14 protein-coding genes are annotated in these 15,371 nt (G+C 55.6%); 11 read left to right on the top strand and 3 right to left on the bottom strand.

Annotated elements, in window-relative coordinates:
* Positions 1–4 precede the first annotated feature (4 nt).
* Positions 5–1,048: a GlxA family transcriptional regulator gene (locus RA157_RS00175; RefSeq protein ID WP_350334469.1), complete on the bottom strand. Its 1,044-nt coding sequence runs from the start codon at positions 1,046–1,048 to the stop codon at positions 5–7.
* A gap of 109 nt (positions 1,049–1,157) precedes the next feature.
* Between RA157_RS00175 and RA157_RS00170 the strand changes: the two genes are divergently transcribed.
* The 6 genes from RA157_RS00170 to argC all read left to right on the top strand — a co-directional run bounded on the left by RA157_RS00170 (position 1,158) and on the right by argC (position 6,554).
* Entirely contained in the window at positions 1,158–2,408 is a 1,251-nt protein-coding gene (locus RA157_RS00170; protein ID WP_350334468.1) for a uroporphyrinogen decarboxylase family protein, read from the top strand.
* Between the two features lie 115 nt (positions 2,409–2,523).
* Complete coding sequence (locus RA157_RS00165) at positions 2,524–3,675, top strand: alpha-hydroxy acid oxidase (RefSeq protein ID WP_350334467.1); 1,152 nt, start codon at positions 2,524–2,526, stop codon at positions 3,673–3,675.
* 121 nt (positions 3,676–3,796) lie between these two features.
* Positions 3,797–4,225 carry a PaaI family thioesterase gene (locus RA157_RS00160; protein ID WP_350334466.1) on the top strand — a complete coding sequence of 143 codons (429 nt, stop codon included), beginning with the start codon at positions 3,797–3,799 and terminating at the stop codon, positions 4,223–4,225.
* 195 nt (positions 4,226–4,420) lie between these two features.
* On the top strand, positions 4,421–4,885 hold the full coding sequence (gene rplM / locus RA157_RS00155; protein WP_350334465.1) for a 50S ribosomal protein L13: 465 nt from the start codon (positions 4,421–4,423) through the stop codon (positions 4,883–4,885).
* Between the two features lie 2 nt (positions 4,886–4,887).
* A complete protein-coding gene (rpsI, locus tag RA157_RS00150) occupies positions 4,888–5,373 on the top strand; it encodes a 30S ribosomal protein S9 (RefSeq protein WP_350334464.1) in 486 nt (161 codons plus the stop codon).
* Between the two features lie 131 nt (positions 5,374–5,504).
* Positions 5,505–6,554 carry an N-acetyl-gamma-glutamyl-phosphate reductase gene (gene argC / locus RA157_RS00145; protein ID WP_350334463.1) on the top strand — a complete coding sequence of 350 codons (1,050 nt, stop codon included), beginning with the start codon at positions 5,505–5,507 and terminating at the stop codon, positions 6,552–6,554.
* A 429-nt stretch (positions 6,555–6,983) separates the two neighbouring features.
* Here argC and RA157_RS00140 read toward each other — a convergent pair whose 3' ends face one another.
* Both RA157_RS00140 and phaC read right to left on the bottom strand, forming a co-directional pair.
* Positions 6,984–7,454 carry a DUF6653 family protein gene (locus tag RA157_RS00140; RefSeq protein WP_350334462.1) on the bottom strand — a complete coding sequence of 157 codons (471 nt, stop codon included), beginning with the start codon at positions 7,452–7,454 and terminating at the stop codon, positions 6,984–6,986.
* Positions 7,455–7,473: 19 nt separating this feature from the next.
* Positions 7,474–9,279, bottom strand: a complete 1,806-nt coding sequence (gene phaC, locus RA157_RS00135; RefSeq protein WP_350334461.1) for a class I poly(R)-hydroxyalkanoic acid synthase — start codon at positions 9,277–9,279, stop codon at positions 7,474–7,476.
* Between the two features lie 78 nt (positions 9,280–9,357).
* Here phaC and RA157_RS00130 point away from each other — a divergent pair, with 78 nt between their 5' ends.
* Genes RA157_RS00130 through recJ form a run of 5 tightly spaced genes read left to right on the top strand, consistent with a single transcriptional unit; the run spans position 9,358 to position 15,308 of the window.
* On the top strand, positions 9,358–9,876 hold the full coding sequence (locus RA157_RS00130) for a hypothetical protein (RefSeq protein WP_350334460.1): 519 nt from the start codon (positions 9,358–9,360) through the stop codon (positions 9,874–9,876).
* A 57-nt stretch (positions 9,877–9,933) separates the two neighbouring features.
* Complete coding sequence (locus RA157_RS00125; protein WP_350334459.1) at positions 9,934–11,139, top strand: LL-diaminopimelate aminotransferase; 1,206 nt, start codon at positions 9,934–9,936, stop codon at positions 11,137–11,139.
* A gap of 20 nt (positions 11,140–11,159) precedes the next feature.
* The gene (locus RA157_RS00120; RefSeq protein WP_350334458.1) at positions 11,160–12,464 is read left to right on the top strand and encodes a homoserine dehydrogenase; all 1,305 of its coding nucleotides are present in this window, start codon (positions 11,160–11,162) and stop codon (positions 12,462–12,464) included.
* 51 nt (positions 12,465–12,515) lie between these two features.
* Positions 12,516–13,505, top strand: a complete 990-nt coding sequence (gene glpX / locus RA157_RS00115; RefSeq protein ID WP_350334457.1) for a class II fructose-bisphosphatase — start codon at positions 12,516–12,518, stop codon at positions 13,503–13,505.
* A gap of 12 nt (positions 13,506–13,517) precedes the next feature.
* The gene (gene recJ / locus RA157_RS00110; RefSeq protein WP_350334456.1) at positions 13,518–15,308 is read left to right on the top strand and encodes a single-stranded-DNA-specific exonuclease RecJ; all 1,791 of its coding nucleotides are present in this window, start codon (positions 13,518–13,520) and stop codon (positions 15,306–15,308) included.
* Positions 15,309–15,371: the final 63 nt, after the last annotated feature.

The raw sequence follows: 15,371 nt of genomic DNA, 5'->3' as shown, positions 1-15,371 counted from the left end.
TCTTCTATTGTGTGTTGAGGCCATCGCTTCTGATGGAGAGCACGGGCAGGGGATTATCTGACCGAACTGTCCCGAGGCCCTGGCGGGCGAACAGCGTTCTGTAATCTCGTGGTGCATGACCGAACTGGGTCTTGAAGGCTCTGGAGAAAACGGCGGGCGAGGAAAAACCGCAGATGAGGCTGATTTCTACCAAAGCGCGCTGAGAGTAGAGCACCAGATTGCGGGCCTTGTTCAGTCTGATGGTCAGATAGTGACGCATGGGCGGGGTACCGATTGTTTTCTCGAAAGTCCGTTCGATGGTGCGCTTGGTCATGTTGGTCTGCCGGGCTAGTTCTCTCAGCGACAGGGGAGCTTCCACATTGTCTTCCATACAATCGAGAATCAGTGCCAGTGTGGTGTTGTTGTCCCGCCATTTGTGATCGCTGGCCTGACGTTGGTCGTCAGATGGTGAGCGGATCGTATCGTGAATGAAACCCTGTGCCACCCGTTCTGCCAGGTGCGGCCCCTGTTCAAGGGCGATGAGGTTCAACATCAGGTCCAGATTGGCGGCACCGCCTGCACAGGTGAATCGACCTTCCGACAGAGTGAACAGGTCATCTGTGACCGTGAGATGCGGGAAATCCTCCCGAAAGGCTTCAAGCCCCTCCCAGTGTACGGTTGTCGGATGTCCGTCGAGCAGGCCAGCCTTGGCGAGGAGAAAGGGACCGGTATCGGTTCCTCCAATGCGAGTTCCCAGGCGCGCCCGTTGCCGCATCCAGCCAAACAGCGCCTTTGAATAGGAGTCCTCGTAATTATAGCTGGCGATGACAAACAGTGTGCCGAGGCCATCCACATCATGGATGCTGGCATGGGGTGAGACACTCATGCCGTTGGAGGCCAGAACAGGCATGCCATCCAGGGTCAGAACCTGCCAGTGATAGACTGGAGCCTCCAGATATTTGTTGGCGACGCGCAGCACCTCGATGACCATGGTAAAGGCATAGATCGAGAAACCGGGCGTCAGAAATATCCCGAATGAGTCGCGGCGTGTCAGCGGTGTGTGATCCATGTGTCACTCTCGCGTGAATGGTGCTTCAAGTCAATTTATCGGGATTTTATGCAAATAGTCGAGGTGCTTTGTGCCGTAGCCTCATCTCATGACCCAGGGAGGACTTGGCATGAATGGACGCGAACGGATGATGATGGCTCTGGACTGCAAGCAGCCGGATCGAGTGCCATTTTTTGACTGGCTGGACGAGCGGGTCATCTGGGGTATGGCGGAATTGCTTGGATATGACGTGCAGAAACCGCAGAAGTCCGATGAGGCTACCCGTCATGGTGAGGAAAGTGATGCGGTGCTGGATGTCTATTGTCGTCTGATGGAAGAGCTGGACATAGATGCCAGCTGGGTCGCCTATTCCACGTGCCTTGAGCCACAGACGAAAGATTGGGGCGTGGATAAATATGGCCGTGGTTTCATGCTGTCCGATCACGGTATTCCCGCCATCATGGACGGGCCAGTCAAGACGCTCAAGGATGCCGAACGGTTTGATATGGCATCCCTGCTGGATGAAACCGATTTCCGCATGCTGAAAACCATGGTCAGGCGGTTCGGAAAGGATCGCGCGCATGTGCAGTCGATCAACGGCCCGTTTCAGGAGGGCTGGCTGGTTCGCGGCGGGATGGACAAATCATTCCTCGATTTTGCCCAGGATCCCGACATGGCCCATGCGGTCGGGCGGATCACGACGGATTTCAACAAGGCGGTCATTGATATCTCGCACGAGCTTGGTGCCAATATCATGGCTCTGGACGGAGATCTGACCGGCAATGATTACACGCTGATGTCGATTGAGCATTACCGGGAATTTATCGCACCTTATAAGAAAGAAATTGTCGACCATGCTCACAGCAAGGGTATGAAGGTGTTCAAGCATTCCGACGGTAATATGTGGGCTCTGGTGGATGACCTGGCTGAAATCGGTTTTGACGGTTTTCACCCCATTCAGCCGCAATGTATGGATATTGGAGAGACAAAGGCTCATCTGCAGGGCCGCCTGTGCCTGTTTGGCAATGTCGATTGTCTCGACCTTCTGGTCTTTGGCACCCCGGACCAAGTGGAAGAGGAAACCCGAAAGACAATCGAGAGGGGCTCACCAGGCGGTGGTCATGTTCTCTGCTCATCCAACTCCATGCATCCGGGTGTGAAACCTGAGAATGCGCTGGCCATGTTCAGGGCTGCTCTCAAGTATGGCGATTATCAGAACATTCCTGACCGTCTGCCTATTGATCCGTCGTCCATTGATCTCAATGAACGCACGAAGAACCAGAACATGTCGAGCAATCCGGGGCGTCGTTCAGATCGTCGTTCAGATCGGCGTTCTGGCAGACGACGCAGGGCCATTGCAGATCACGCTGCTGCTTTGTGAGCCTGATGGCGTTTGACAGAATGGGTGTCAGCAATGAGTCTTGACCCTAAGGTCCTTTGATATAAACCAAATGGAACCGGGAGGTTCCGGTTCGGGAGTTTGGGAGAAGGGCAGGATGACACTCGACAGACGGTTTCCATCCGTTCTTGAATGGCAGGAAGGTGCCCGGCGTCGTGTGCCGAAATTCGCCTATGAGTTTCTTGTGGGCGGTATCGGAGAAGAACGCGGTATCTGTGCCAATCGTTCTGCGCTTCAGGCTGTTGAGTTGCTGCCGCATTATATTGGCGATGATTTCACCCCGGAGCTTGGTCACAGCCTGTTCGGACAGGCATTTTCCGCGCCCTTTGGTGTTGCGCCGTTTGGTCTGGATGGTCTTATCTGGCCCCGGATGGTGCAGCATATTGCTGGTGCTGCCCGCCGCGCCGACATTCCCATCGTCATGAGCAGTTTTGCGACCACGACACTTGAAGAGGTCAGGGCGCTTGGAGGCGAAAATGCCTGGTTCCAGCTTTATGTCCTGAAGGATCGTGAGAAGAACCGCAGCTTTGTGGAGCGTGCCGCGCGAGCCGGATATAAGACGCTGGTTCTGACCGTCGACATTCCAACGGTTACCCGCCGTCGCAGAGATATCAGAAACGGTCTGTCTGTGCCGCCTGCACCAAACCTCAGAACCTATTGGGAAGTGCTGAAGCGGCCTGCCTGGGCCATTGAAACATTGAGGGCAGGGAGGCCGGAATTCAAAACCCTCCTGGACTACGTGCCGGAGGGGCTGTCTCTGGCGGAGCTTGGCGCCTATCTGGCTGAGGAAACATCCTGCATTGTGACGATAGACCGGATCAGGGAAATACGGGATCTCTGGAAAGGGCGGCTTATTATCAAGGGCATCCTGTCGGAGACTGATGCGAAACACAGTTTTGAGCTTGGCGCGGACGGGCTCTGGATATCCAATCATGGTGGCAGGCAGCTGGATGCGGCGCCAACGCCGGTATCGGTTCTGCCGGGTATCCGTAAGGCGGTTGGCCGAGAGATTCCAATCATGGTCGACAGCGGTGTGCGTGATGGTCTGGATGTGGCACGGATGATGGCTCTGGGTGCCGACTTTGTTTTTCTTGGCCGGGCCTTTATCTATGCGGTTGCGGCAATGGGGGAAAAGGGTGCCGATCACGCCATGTTTGTGCTGACGGAAGAGCTTCGCATGACCCTGGGGCAAATCGGATGCCGTCGGCCAAGTGACCTGCCTGCTCATCTGGTGGCAGCCTCTGAGTAGCGTCTTCCGGTATGCGTGACCCTATTCAGGCAAGCTTCCCATACGTTACTGGAACCATAGGCTTATTGCCTGCAGATGAGAATCGTGGAGAGTCAGGGGAACTGTTTGCCGGAGCCTTGCCATGACACCTGTTATGACTGCGCCAGAAGTGGGTGCACTGCTTGACCAGATTTTCCCGCAGATCCATGCAGGGGGGCGGGCTTATTCCGTTGAGCGTGTGGATGAGGGTGTCGCGGTGGTTCGCCTGTCGCCGACAGAGATCCATTTGCGCCCGGGCGGAACGGTTTCCGGTCCTGCCATGATGGCCCTGGCGGATTTCGCTGCCTATGTGGTTATTCTTGCGCATATCGGGCCTGTTGCCCTTGCCGTGACCACCAATCTCAATATCAATTTTCTGCGCAAGCCTGAGCCCGGTCAGGATCTGCTGGCAGAATGCCGGATTCTCAAGCTCGGCCAGCGTCTGGTGGTGACCGAAGTCTCGATCAATCGGGAAGGAGATGGCGAAACAGTAGCCCATGCGACGGCGACATACTCTGTTCCGCCACGATAATTTATGTGGTAAAATAGTAGTTATAATATAAGTTATTGATTTATAATGATTCTATTGATGTCGGTGTGAATAAAACGGCTTGACGCACCGACAGGACTTCTGTAAACCCACCTTCGACATCGGCGGCGCATGTGAGCCGCCGCTTTTATTGGTCCGGTTTTCACCGGTAATTCGAACACTCAACGGGTAGCGAATATGAAAACGTATTCCGCAACACCGGCGGACATCGAGAAAAAATGGATCTTGATTGACGCTGAAGGCCTCGTTGTCGGTCGCTTGGCTTCGCTGGTTGCGAAGATCCTGCGCGGCAAGAACAAGGCTACATTCACCCCGCACATGGATTGTGGTGACAATGTCATCATCGTCAATGCGGACAAGGTTGTCTTCACCGGCAAGAAATATTCCGACAAGGTCTATTACTGGCACACCGGTTATCCGGGTGGCATCAAAGACCGTACGGCTCGTGCCATTCTGGAAGGCAAGAACCCGGAGCGCGTCATCCTGAAGGCTATTCAGCGCATGATGCCGGGCGGTCCTCTGTCTCGCAAGCAGCTCAAGAACCTGCGTGTATACGCTGGTGCCGAGCATCCCCATGAAGCGCAGAATCCGGAAACTCTGGATGTTGCCGCACTCAACCCCAAAAATGCTAAGGTTGCTTGATCATGGCTGAAGAAATCTCTTCCCTCGAAGAGCTGGGTGAAGCTCTCGGTTCAGGCGCTGATGAGAATGCGGCTCCTGTACATGTTCAGAAACTCGACGCTCAGGGCCGCGCTTACGCGACCGGCAAGCGTAAAGACGCTGTTGCTCGTGTCTGGGTCAAGCCGGGTTCCGGCAAGATCACCGTCAACAAGCGTGAGCTTGACGTCTACTTCGCACGTCCGGTTCTGCGGATGATCCTGCAGCAGCCAATCCAGCTTGCTGAGCGTGTTGGTCAGTATGACGTTATCGTCACCGTTAAGGGTGGTGGTCTGTCCGGTCAGGCCGGTGCCGTTCGTCACGGTATCGCAAAAGCCCTGACCCACTATGAGCCGGAGCTTCGCTCTGTTCTCAAGAAAGCAGGCTTCCTGACCCGTGACAGCCGTGTTGTTGAGCGTAAGAAGTACGGCCGCGCGAAAGCTCGCCGCAGCTTCCAGTTCTCCAAGCGTTAATCGGCTTGCCACTTGTTGGAAACGAAATGGGCTCGCCGCTTGGCGGGCCCTTTTTTATGCTATAACAAGCTGTTGTGCATGACAGTTGATGTAGAAGTTCTCCTCAGAATCGAAAATAGAGGGATGATGTGATGACGAAAATCAGGGTAGGTGTTCTGGGTGCTTCCGGATATACGGGCGCGGATCTTGTCCGTCTGGCTGTGCGTCATCCTAATGTGGAGATTACGGTTCTGACGGCGAACAGTCATGCTGGCAAGCCAATGGCCAAGGTCTTCCCGCATCTCGGTCATGTGGATCTGCCGGATCTGGTGACCATTGAAGAGGCTGACTGGGGCGCTGTGGACGCCGTTTTCTGTGGTCTGCCGCATGGAACCACGCAGGGCATCACCAAAACGATTTTTGATCGCTATCCGGATGTGAAGATCATCGATATGTCTGCGGATTTCAGGCTGCGCAATGTTGAGACCTATGCCGATTGGTATGGTGGTGCCCATAGAGCACCGGAAATCCAGCCGCAGGCCGTTTATGGTCTTACAGAGCATTATCGGGACGAGATAAAGGGTGCCCGGCTGGTGGCCTGTCCGGGCTGCTATCCGACTGCAGCCCTCATGGCGTTGCTGCCTATTACCGGCACCGGTCTGGTGGATGCCTCTGATATCGTGATCGATGCGAAGTCCGGCGTGTCCGGTGCAGGGCGTGGCCTCAAGGAAAACACGCTGTTTTGCGAGGCCGGAGAGGGGCTTTCTCCATACAGCGTCGCCAAACATCGCCATGCACCGGAAATCGAACAGGAAGTGTCCAGGGCAGCGGGGTCCGATGTCTTTGTGAACTTCACCCCGCATCTGATCCCGATGAGCCGTGGCGAATTGTGCACGTCTTATGTGAAGCTCAAGGGTGGTGCGACGGCTGCAGACCTGCGCAAGGCATTGGCGGACCGTTATGCAGCTGAACCGTTTGTCCGTGTTGTTGATGAGGGCATCATGCCGGGCACGCAGCATGTACGAGGCTCAAACTACGTGCTGATTGGTGTCTTTGAGGACCGGATTCCAGGGCGTGCGATTGTGATCTCGACGCTGGATAATCTTGTAAAGGGATCAAGCGGGCAGGCGCTGCAGAATATGAATGTGGTGTTTGGCCTTGAAGAGACCACAGGCCTCGAACAGCTGCCGATGTTCCCATAAGCTTCAGCTAAATTCTAGACAGATTATCATGCCGCTATCACTGCCGAACAGTGTGGCGGCACTTTTTTACCCGGGTCGCTTTGAACGCTGTCTTTTTGTGCTGAAGACGTTTTGCTGAGGCACGGCAGCGTTTGATGTCCTTCGGTCCCAATTGCCGAAAGAGAGTGGGGCCGGGTGCTTTGGGGATGATCAGACGAGGGGAGTGAAATCGCATCCCCGGCATCATGCCGGCTGATGCGGAGATTGGTGCTGCAACGAGACCGAAGAAGGTTATTGCTGTTGCAAGAAGCAGGGTAAACGGAGTTGGCATCATGGCACTTATCCGGGGTCAGAAAACCAATTGAACGGAATGATAGTTGTTCTGGTCTGAACCCACGCTGAGGCCCGCGTTTATCTGGCGTTCATAAAGCTCGCATGTGTTGACTGACCTTAAAGAAGGCCATCCGGCAGGCGGCCCTGGTTTCTCAGGTCAAGATAGAGCCAGACCATTCGGTCGCAGAACCAGAGTTTGCCAAGGAAAACAAGGATATTGCCCAGGCTGAAGAGCCAGCCATGCCCGATTGCGAGGCCCAGGAGCAGTAGGAAAACACCCAGTCCCATCACACCATTGAGGAGTTTGAGGGGTGTTCTATGCTGCTGAGGAAGCGCTTGTGCGTCAAGCGCAAGCCAGCATCGTTCACCCAATGTCACCCGTGAGGCCCAACTGTCGAGAGATAAGGGTGGCGGGAACAGGCGTGGATTGAGCCAGAGCCAGAAGGCGAGCAGGGCAATCAAAGGCAGGGACCACCAACCGATCCAGTGGGGGCTCCACAGGATCAGAGCAAAAAAGGGAAGGGTTGCGACCCGTGTCCAGACACTCCACGGATTGGCATGCCGTTCCCAATTTTGTTTGGAGAGCATGGTGCCTCCTGTCTCGACCCTAAATACGCTGTTTCACAAAGGAACCGGGGGCTTCCTCAATCGGGTTGATCTTGTCACCACCTGGTTTGCGTGCTTTCACCTGACGGGCGTCCATGTCGCGGATCCAGGCATCCCAGTGGTTCCACCATGAACCTGGATGTTCCTCAGCATTGTTCAGCCAGTCTTCGTAACTGCCTTTGGCCGGGCCGCCTGTCCAGAACTGGTATTTGTTCTTGGAGGGGGGATTCACCACGCCGGCAATATGACCAGACCCTGCAACCACATAATCGACCGGGCCGCCGAAGAAGCCTGAACCAAGGAAAACCGACTGTGGAGGCGCAATGTGATCTTCGCGTGCGGCCAGATTATAGATGGGAATCTTCACCTTCTTGAGGTCGAGCTTGACACCGTCCAGAACCATTTCGCCCTGCGACAGCTTGTTTTCCAGATAGCAGTTTCTGAGATAATAGCTGTGGTTGGCGGCAGGCATCCGGGTTGAATCGGAATTCCAGTACAGCAGGTCGAAGGGGAAAGGATCTTTGCCCTTCAGATAGTTGTTGATCACATACGGCCAGATCAGATCGTTAGGCCTTAGCATGTTGAAGGCGGATGCCATGGACGACCCGTCCAGGTAGCCTTTTTCCTCCATGTCTTTCTCGATGGACTGGATATGGTCCTGATCGGCAAAGATTTTGAGATCGCCCGCATGGGTGAAGTCCACCTGAGTGGTGAACAGCGTGGCGCTACCGATACGGCGGTCATTCTTTGTGGCCATATAGGCAAGGGTGGCGGACAGCAGTGTACCGCCAACGCAATATCCGATGGCGTTGACTTTCTTCTCGCCGGTGATCTTCTCGATGATGGAGAGGCTGTTGAGGATGCCCTCATGCATATAGGCCTCAAAGCCCTTCTGGGCCTGGCGCTCATCCGGATTGGCCCATGAAATCACAAAGACAGTATGACCCTGTTCTACAGCCCAGCGGATGAAGGACTTTTCCGGGTTGAGATCCAGAATGTAGAACTTGTTGATCCAGGGCGGGACGATCAGCAGCGGACGCTTCAGGACTTTCTCGGTTGACGGGTCATATTGCAGCAGCTGGCAGATGTCGTTTTCGGCCACCACCTTACCGGGGCTGACGGCGATATTCTTGCCAACCTCGAATTTGGTTGAATCAGTCTGGCGGATCTTCAGTTTGCCGTGTCCTGCTTCCAGGTCCTCGGACAGCATTTTCATGCCTCGGACGAGATTCTCACCATTGGAGGAGAGGGTCTCCTTGAGAACTTCAGGATTTGTCAGCAGGAAGTTGGATGGAGAGGCCGCGGCAGAAATCTGGCGGATGTAGAATTCCGCCTTCTTGCGGGTCATCTCATCGACACCGTCTGAATCTTCAACAAGATGTTCCGCCCAGGACGCGGTGATCAGATAGAGCTGCTTAAGGAAGTCGAATACCTGGTTCTCGGACCAGTCCGGATCTGAAAAACGCCTGTCACCTTTTCCCGGTTCAATGGCAGGGTCGGCCGGTTCCCCGATCATCCGCCTGAGTGAGGTGTTCCAGAGATTGGCATATTGTGTCACAAGCCGTGTCTGGGCATCGATTGCACGCTGCGGGTCGGACAGCCAGTATTCACCGACCTTCGAGAATGTCTTGACGACTTCGGCAATATTGTCTGCCATCTTGGAGCCTTCAGCAGCATTGTTTTCTGCTGTGGCATAGCTGGCCATGGTTTGGCCTACTTGTTCCATCACACGCGTGAGGTTCTGTGCAAATTGCTCGGGATCTTTAACGAGATACTTGGTGACTTGATCATTGGCGGTATCAGGCATAAATCTGGGATCCTCGAGAGTGCATGCGTATCTTCCCTCTTATGTTTAAAACGAACGGGCGTTTGAGGGAACAAAACAATGTATGTAGTACCAAAGGCAAAGGCCGCTTGGCAAATACTGGGCCCTTATGACGAAATGATGAACAGATCGCGCATAACAACATGTAAAACCGGTGCGTTATGGGCACAATTGCAGCCGATCAGAGCGCAGTTTGCGACGCCGGTTGCGGGCCTTTTGCTGATTCCCGTGTTGTTGTTGGGTGGGTGTGCCAGTGACAGCCAGCCGATTGAGGATCTGGTCAGCGGGACCCTGCTTCCTTCGAGCGAGACGAGCGCGGCAACCACGCCTGCAGCGCAGACCGGTCTGCCACCTCTGACGGCTGATGGTGAAACTGCTGCGCCATCAGCGGCAAATCCTGAGGAAGGCCTCCTGACAGAAGATGAACGCCAAAAAGCGGCCGAGGAGTTGAAATCTCTCGCGCATGGCGGCGCGAAACCTGTCACTTCGTCGAGAAGACGTATTGATCAATTGCGTGAACTCGGTAAAAAACACGGATCGGATGCACTGGACGAGATAGAGAGCACACCATCAGAATGATACCGGGCTGAGCCCATCCTCTTCTGATGTTCCGCCAAAGGACAAGGATCTCCGAACATGGAAGAGTTTCACCGGATCAGGCGTTTGCCGCCTTATGTCTTCGAGCAGGTCAACCGGCTGAAAGCCAGTGCTCGAGCGGCCGGTGCGGACATCATTGACCTTGGTATGGGCAATCCTGACCTTCCAACGCCTCAGCATATTGTCGACAAACTGACAGAAACGGTCCGGGATCCGCGAACGCATCGCTATTCTGCCTCCAAGGGTATTCCCGGATTGCGCAGGGCGCAGGCGGCTTATTACAAGCGCCGGTTTGGTGTCACGCTTGACCCGGACCGGGAGATCGTTGCGACACTTGGTTCCAAGGAAGGCTTTGCCAATATGGCGCAGGCCATCACTGCACCGGGTGATGTGGTGCTGGTGCCGAACCCGACCTATCCCATTCATGCCTTTGGGTTTATTATTTCCGGTGGTGTGATCAGGTCCATTCCTGCAGAGCCGGATGACGGATTTTTCGAGGCTCTCGACAGGGCTGTGCGTCATTCTATTCCAAAGCCTGTTGCGGTTATTCTCAACTACCCGTCCAACCCGACGGCCTATGTGGCGGATCGTGATTTCTACAAGCGCGTGGTCGCGTTTGCCAAACAGCATGATATCTTCGTCTTGTCCGATCTGGCCTATTCGGAAATCTTCTTTGATGATGTGCCGCCGCCATCGATTTTTGAGGTGGATGGCGCACGTGACGTGGCAGTTGAGTTCACCTCTCTGTCAAAGACATACTCAATGCCGGGCTGGCGCATGGGCTTTGCTGTTGGGAATGAGCGCCTGATTTCGGCCCTGTCGCGGGTTAAATCCTATCTGGATTATGGAGCTTTCACGCCCATTCAGGTTGCTGCGACTGCTGCACTGAACGGACCTGATGACTGCATTGAGGAAGCCCGTGCTATCTACAAACACCGCCGGGACGTGATGGTGGATGCCTTCGGACGTGCCGGGTGGGATGTGCCACCGCCGCCTGCGACCATGTTTGCCTGGGCACCCATACCTGAAGCATTCCGGGAGATGGGTTCGCTTGAATTTTCCAAACTGCTTGTGGAGCGGGCAGGTGTTGCCGTGGCTCCCGGTGTCGGCTTTGGCGAATATGGCGATGGCCATGTGCGGATCGCCCTTGTGGAAAACGAACAGCGAATTCGTCAGGCCGCACGGAATATCAGACGTTTCCTTGCGTCCGGCGGCGAAAACGTGCAGAACGACCCCACTGATTAACCCCTCATCGGACGATGCGTATGGACGACGTGCTTAAACTTGGTATTGCCGGGCTAGGAACGGTTGGTGCCTCTACTGTGAGATTGCTGCAGACCAAAGCCGATCAAATGACGGTTCGGTGTGGCAGACCGGTTGCGGTGACTGCTGTAACAGCACGCGACAAGACCAGGGATCGCGGTGTCGATCTGAGCGCCTGCACCTGGTTTGATGATGCCATTGCAATGGCTGCATCAGATGATATCGACGTCTTTGTCGAGTTGATGGGTGGTTCCGGCGATCCGGCTCTTACGGCTGTGCAGACGGCGCTTGAAAACGGCAAGCATGTGATTACTGCCAATAAGGCGCTTCTGGCCGCTCATGGTGGCGAATTGGCGCGTCTTGCGGAAGCCAAGGGTGTTTCGCTGAATTATGAAGCGGCCGCCGCCGGTGGCATTCCTATCGTGAAAACCATGCGTGAAGCCATGGTCGCCAATGATGTTCAGCACATTTATGGCATCATGAACGGTACCTGCAATTACATCCTGACCCGGATGGAACTGGAGGAAATGTCGTTTGAGGATTGTCTGGCTGATGCCCAGCGTCTTGGCTATGCGGAAGCGGACCCGACCTTTGACATTGAAGGATTTGATACTGCGCACAAGCTTGCTCTGCTGACGAGCCTGGCTTTCGGCACGGAAATCGCCGGTGACGACATCTATGTGGAGGGCATCACCAAGATTACGCTTGATGATGTGCGGGCTGCAGATGAGCTCGGTTATCGCATCAAACTGCTTGGTGTGGCGCAGCGCACAGATACAGGTATCGAGCAGCGTGTGCATCCGACCATGGTTCCAAAGACATCCGCTATTGCGCAGATCGATGGTGTAACGAATGCGGTGGCCATTGACGCCGATGCTGTTGGAACCCTGACCCTTGCCGGTCCCGGGGCTGGTGGTGATGCAACAGCATCTGCTGTCATCGGTGATGTAGCTGATATTGCGCGTGGCATTATGGTGCCAACCTGTGGTCAGGCGGTGGAAACACTGAAGCCTTACACCCGGGCGCGGATGCGCAAGCATGAAGGCGGCTATTATATCCGTCTGGCCGTGTTTGACCGGACGGGCGCTTTTGCTGCGATTGCGACGCGTATGGCGGAAGCCGATATTTCGCTTGAAAGTATTGTTCAGAAGCAGCCCGATGGCGACAACCAGCCATCTGATCAGAAGGTTGCTGTTCTGATTACCCATGACACAACCGAGCAGGCCGTGCGAGATGCTCTTGCAAAGATCGCAGAAGACGGGCATATCGCTGGCCAAGCTCAAATGATCCGTATTGAAAAACTCTAGACATGCCGTCAGGCTTCAGCCTGACCGGCCTCCCGCAGGAGCCCTTGACCCATGAGCCAGACTGGCAATGTAGCTGCGCTTGATCGCATTCTGACCCTCGAGATTGTTCGCGTAACCGAGCGTGCCGCTGTTTCGGCAGCCCGTATGCGTGGACGCGGCGACGAGAAACAGGCCGACCAGGCTGCTGTTGATGCCATGCGCCGCGAGCTGAATGCTCTGCCGATTGATGGCCGGGTTGTCATCGGCGAAGGTGAGCGTGATGAAGCTCCGATGCTCTATATCGGTGAAGAAGTCGGCACCAGGAATGGCCCGAAAGTTGATATTGCGCTTGACCCGCTCGAGTGCACCACAGTCTGCGCCAAGAACCTGCCAAACTCCCTGGCCGTCATTGCCATGGCGGAAGCTGGCAGCCTGCTGAATGCTCCAGACGTTTATATGGACAAGATTGCCATTGGTCCGGGCTATGAACCGGGTCTTGTTGAGCTGGATGTGGCTCCGGAAGAGAACATTCGCCGCCTGGCTGAAGCCAAGGGCGTTGCCATGAGTGAAATCACCGCCTGTGTTCTCGATCGCCCGCGCCATGCCCATATTATTGAAGCCGTCCGGGCAACCGGTGCTGCTATCCGCCTGATTGGTGATGGTGATGTGGCTGGTGTAATCCACACCACAGATCCGGATCAGACCGGCATTGATATCTATATGGGTACGGGTGGCGCTCCTGAGGGTGTGCTGGCGTCTGCAGCGCTCCGTTGTATCGGTGGTCAGATGCAGGGTCGTTTGATCATCAAGACTGATGAGCAGCGTGAACGCGCCCTGAAGATGGGTATTGAAGATCCGAACAAGATCTACACCCACAACGAAATGGCGTCCGGTGATGTTCTGTTTGCGGCTACTGGCGTCACTGATGGCAACCTGCTGTCCGGTGTTCGTTTTGGCCGCTCTGACATCCAGACGGAATCTGTTGTCATGCGCTCTTCCACCGGCACTGTCCGCTGGATCAAGGCCCGTCACAACAAGCTGGAAAAATTCCACCTGGACTGATTGGGATCGATCATGACGCGCACCCGGGCTGTTCTCGGAGTTGATCAATCACCTGCCGGGTTGATCTGGGTGCCGCGTCTCGACCAGTCTCGCGAAAATGTTGCGCTGGCCATGTCCCAGCGCACTGATATCCCGGATGTTGTGGCGCGTGTCCTGGCCGGGCGTGACGTGTCAGTTGAAGAATCCGGCGATTTTCTCGACCCTTCGCTCAAGGCCCTGATGCCTGATCCGTCCTGCCTTCAGGATATGGACAAGGCTTCCGAACGTCTTGCAGACGCTATCCGCAACCGGGAAAAGATTGCCATCTTCGGTGACTATGATGTGGACGGGGCGTGCTCCAGTGCCCTGGCGATCAAGTTTCTGCGCCAGTGTGGCCTGGATCCCGTTCTCTATATTCCTGATCGCCTGACGGAAGGCTATGGTCCCAACCCGGCCGCCATTCAGGCGCTGGTGGATCAGGGCGCGACATTGATCGTCTCTGTTGATTGCGGCACATCCAGCTTCGACTCCTTTGATCTGGCCAGATCAAACGGAGTGGATGTGGTTGTTCTCGATCATCACCAGTGTGGTGAGCGCCTGCCGGATGTGGTGGCGCTGGTTAACCCCAACCGGCAGGACGATTTGAGTGGTCTCGGGCATCTGTGTGCCGCTGGAGTTGTCTTTCTGACACTTGTTGCGCTTAACCGGACGCTCAGGCAGTCAGGTTTCAGGTTCCCGAACACGCCTCCGCCCTTGCTGGAATGGCTCGACCTCGTTGCTCTTGCGACGGTCTGCGATGTGGTGCCGCTGCAGGGGCTGAACAGGGCTTTTGTCCGCAAGGGGCTGATTGCCTTGCGACATCTCGCCAATCAGGGGCTGGCGGCTCTGGCACGGGCAAGCCGGATTAATGGTCCGCTGCAACCCTATCACCTTGGTTTCCTGCTCGGACCCCGCATCAATGCTGGCGGGCGGATTGGTGATGCGGCACTGGGTGCAAAGCTGTTGCTCTGCCAGGATACCGCATTGGCCGAACGGATGGCGCAGGATCTGGATCGCCTGAACGGAGAGCGCCAGGCAATGGAAGCAGTGATGCTGGAAGAGGCGGATGCCCAGGCTTTCGCCCAACTGGAGGACAGGGACCCTGCTGTCCTGGTCACGGTGGGTGAAACCTGGCATCCGGGAATTGTCGGTCTCATCGCTTCCCGGCTTAAGGAACGCTACAGAAGACCCTGTTTTGCAATTGCTCTGGATGAGTCTGGGGCAGGTGCGGGCTCCGGTCGTTCTATTGCTGGTGTAGATCTTGGACAGGCTGTTCGCTCTGCTGTTGATACAGGTCTGCTGGTGAAGGGCGGGGGACATGCCATGGCCGCTGGTCTGACCGTTGACCAAATTCGGCTGGACGAGCTGAAAGCCTATTTTCAGGAAAGCCTTGGTGCTGCTGTGGCTGAGGCAGGCGGGCGTGACGAGCTGGTGATTGATGGAACGCTGACAGCGTCTGGCGCGACCCTCAACCTTCTGGAGGTGCTTGAGAATGCGGGCCCGTTCGGCTCAGGCCATCCGGAACCTGTCTTTGCCTTTCCCACCCACCGGGTGCGCTATGCGAGTGTGGTTGGACAGGGGCATGTCCGGTGCCAGATTGAGGATGGCAGCGGCGGGCGTCTGAAAGCGATCGCATTCCGCTGTGCCGAGACACCACTTGGTCGTTTGTTGCTGGAGAGCCGGGAAGCCCAGGCCATCCACATCGCGGGAATGCTGAGTGTCGACCACTGGCAGGGTGACAGGAAAGTCCAGCTGCGGATCACAGATGCTGCGCCAGTTCGATAAATTCTCTGCTAAGTCTCTATTCCCAAAGTGAAAATCAGTTTTCCACTGACTTGTTTGAAAAAT

It is taken from the genome of Coralliovum pocilloporae, from assembly GCF_030845175.1.
Lineage (GTDB): Bacteria > Pseudomonadota > Alphaproteobacteria > Rhizobiales > Cohaesibacteraceae > Coralliovum > Coralliovum pocilloporae.
The sequence above is the reverse complement of the archived record's forward strand: the minus strand, read 5'-3'. Positions and strand labels throughout refer to the sequence as shown.

Excerpts from the sequence above, each read along its gene's own strand:
- RA157_RS00175 (WP_350334469.1), bottom strand. The coding sequence starts at position 1,048 with ATGGATCACACACCGCTGACACGCCGCGACTCATTCGGGATATTTCTG.
- RA157_RS00170 (WP_350334468.1), top strand. The coding sequence starts at position 1,158 with ATGAATGGACGCGAACGGATGATGATGGCTCTGGACTGCAAGCAGCCG.
- RA157_RS00165 (WP_350334467.1), top strand. The coding sequence starts at position 2,524 with ATGACACTCGACAGACGGTTTCCATCCGTTCTTGAATGGCAGGAAGGT.
- RA157_RS00160 (WP_350334466.1), top strand. The coding sequence starts at position 3,797 with ATGACACCTGTTATGACTGCGCCAGAAGTGGGTGCACTGCTTGACCAG.
- rplM (WP_350334465.1), top strand. The coding sequence starts at position 4,421 with ATGAAAACGTATTCCGCAACACCGGCGGACATCGAGAAAAAATGGATC.
- rpsI (WP_350334464.1), top strand. The coding sequence starts at position 4,888 with ATGGCTGAAGAAATCTCTTCCCTCGAAGAGCTGGGTGAAGCTCTCGGT.
- argC (WP_350334463.1), top strand. The coding sequence starts at position 5,505 with ATGACGAAAATCAGGGTAGGTGTTCTGGGTGCTTCCGGATATACGGGC.
- RA157_RS00140 (WP_350334462.1), bottom strand. The coding sequence starts at position 7,454 with ATGCTCTCCAAACAAAATTGGGAACGGCATGCCAATCCGTGGAGTGTC.
- phaC (WP_350334461.1), bottom strand. The coding sequence starts at position 9,279 with ATGCCTGATACCGCCAATGATCAAGTCACCAAGTATCTCGTTAAAGAT.
- RA157_RS00130 (WP_350334460.1), top strand. The coding sequence starts at position 9,358 with ATGTATGTAGTACCAAAGGCAAAGGCCGCTTGGCAAATACTGGGCCCT.
- RA157_RS00125 (WP_350334459.1), top strand. The coding sequence starts at position 9,934 with ATGGAAGAGTTTCACCGGATCAGGCGTTTGCCGCCTTATGTCTTCGAG.
- RA157_RS00120 (WP_350334458.1), top strand. The coding sequence starts at position 11,160 with ATGGACGACGTGCTTAAACTTGGTATTGCCGGGCTAGGAACGGTTGGT.
- glpX (WP_350334457.1), top strand. The coding sequence starts at position 12,516 with ATGAGCCAGACTGGCAATGTAGCTGCGCTTGATCGCATTCTGACCCTC.
- recJ (WP_350334456.1), top strand. The coding sequence starts at position 13,518 with ATGACGCGCACCCGGGCTGTTCTCGGAGTTGATCAATCACCTGCCGGG.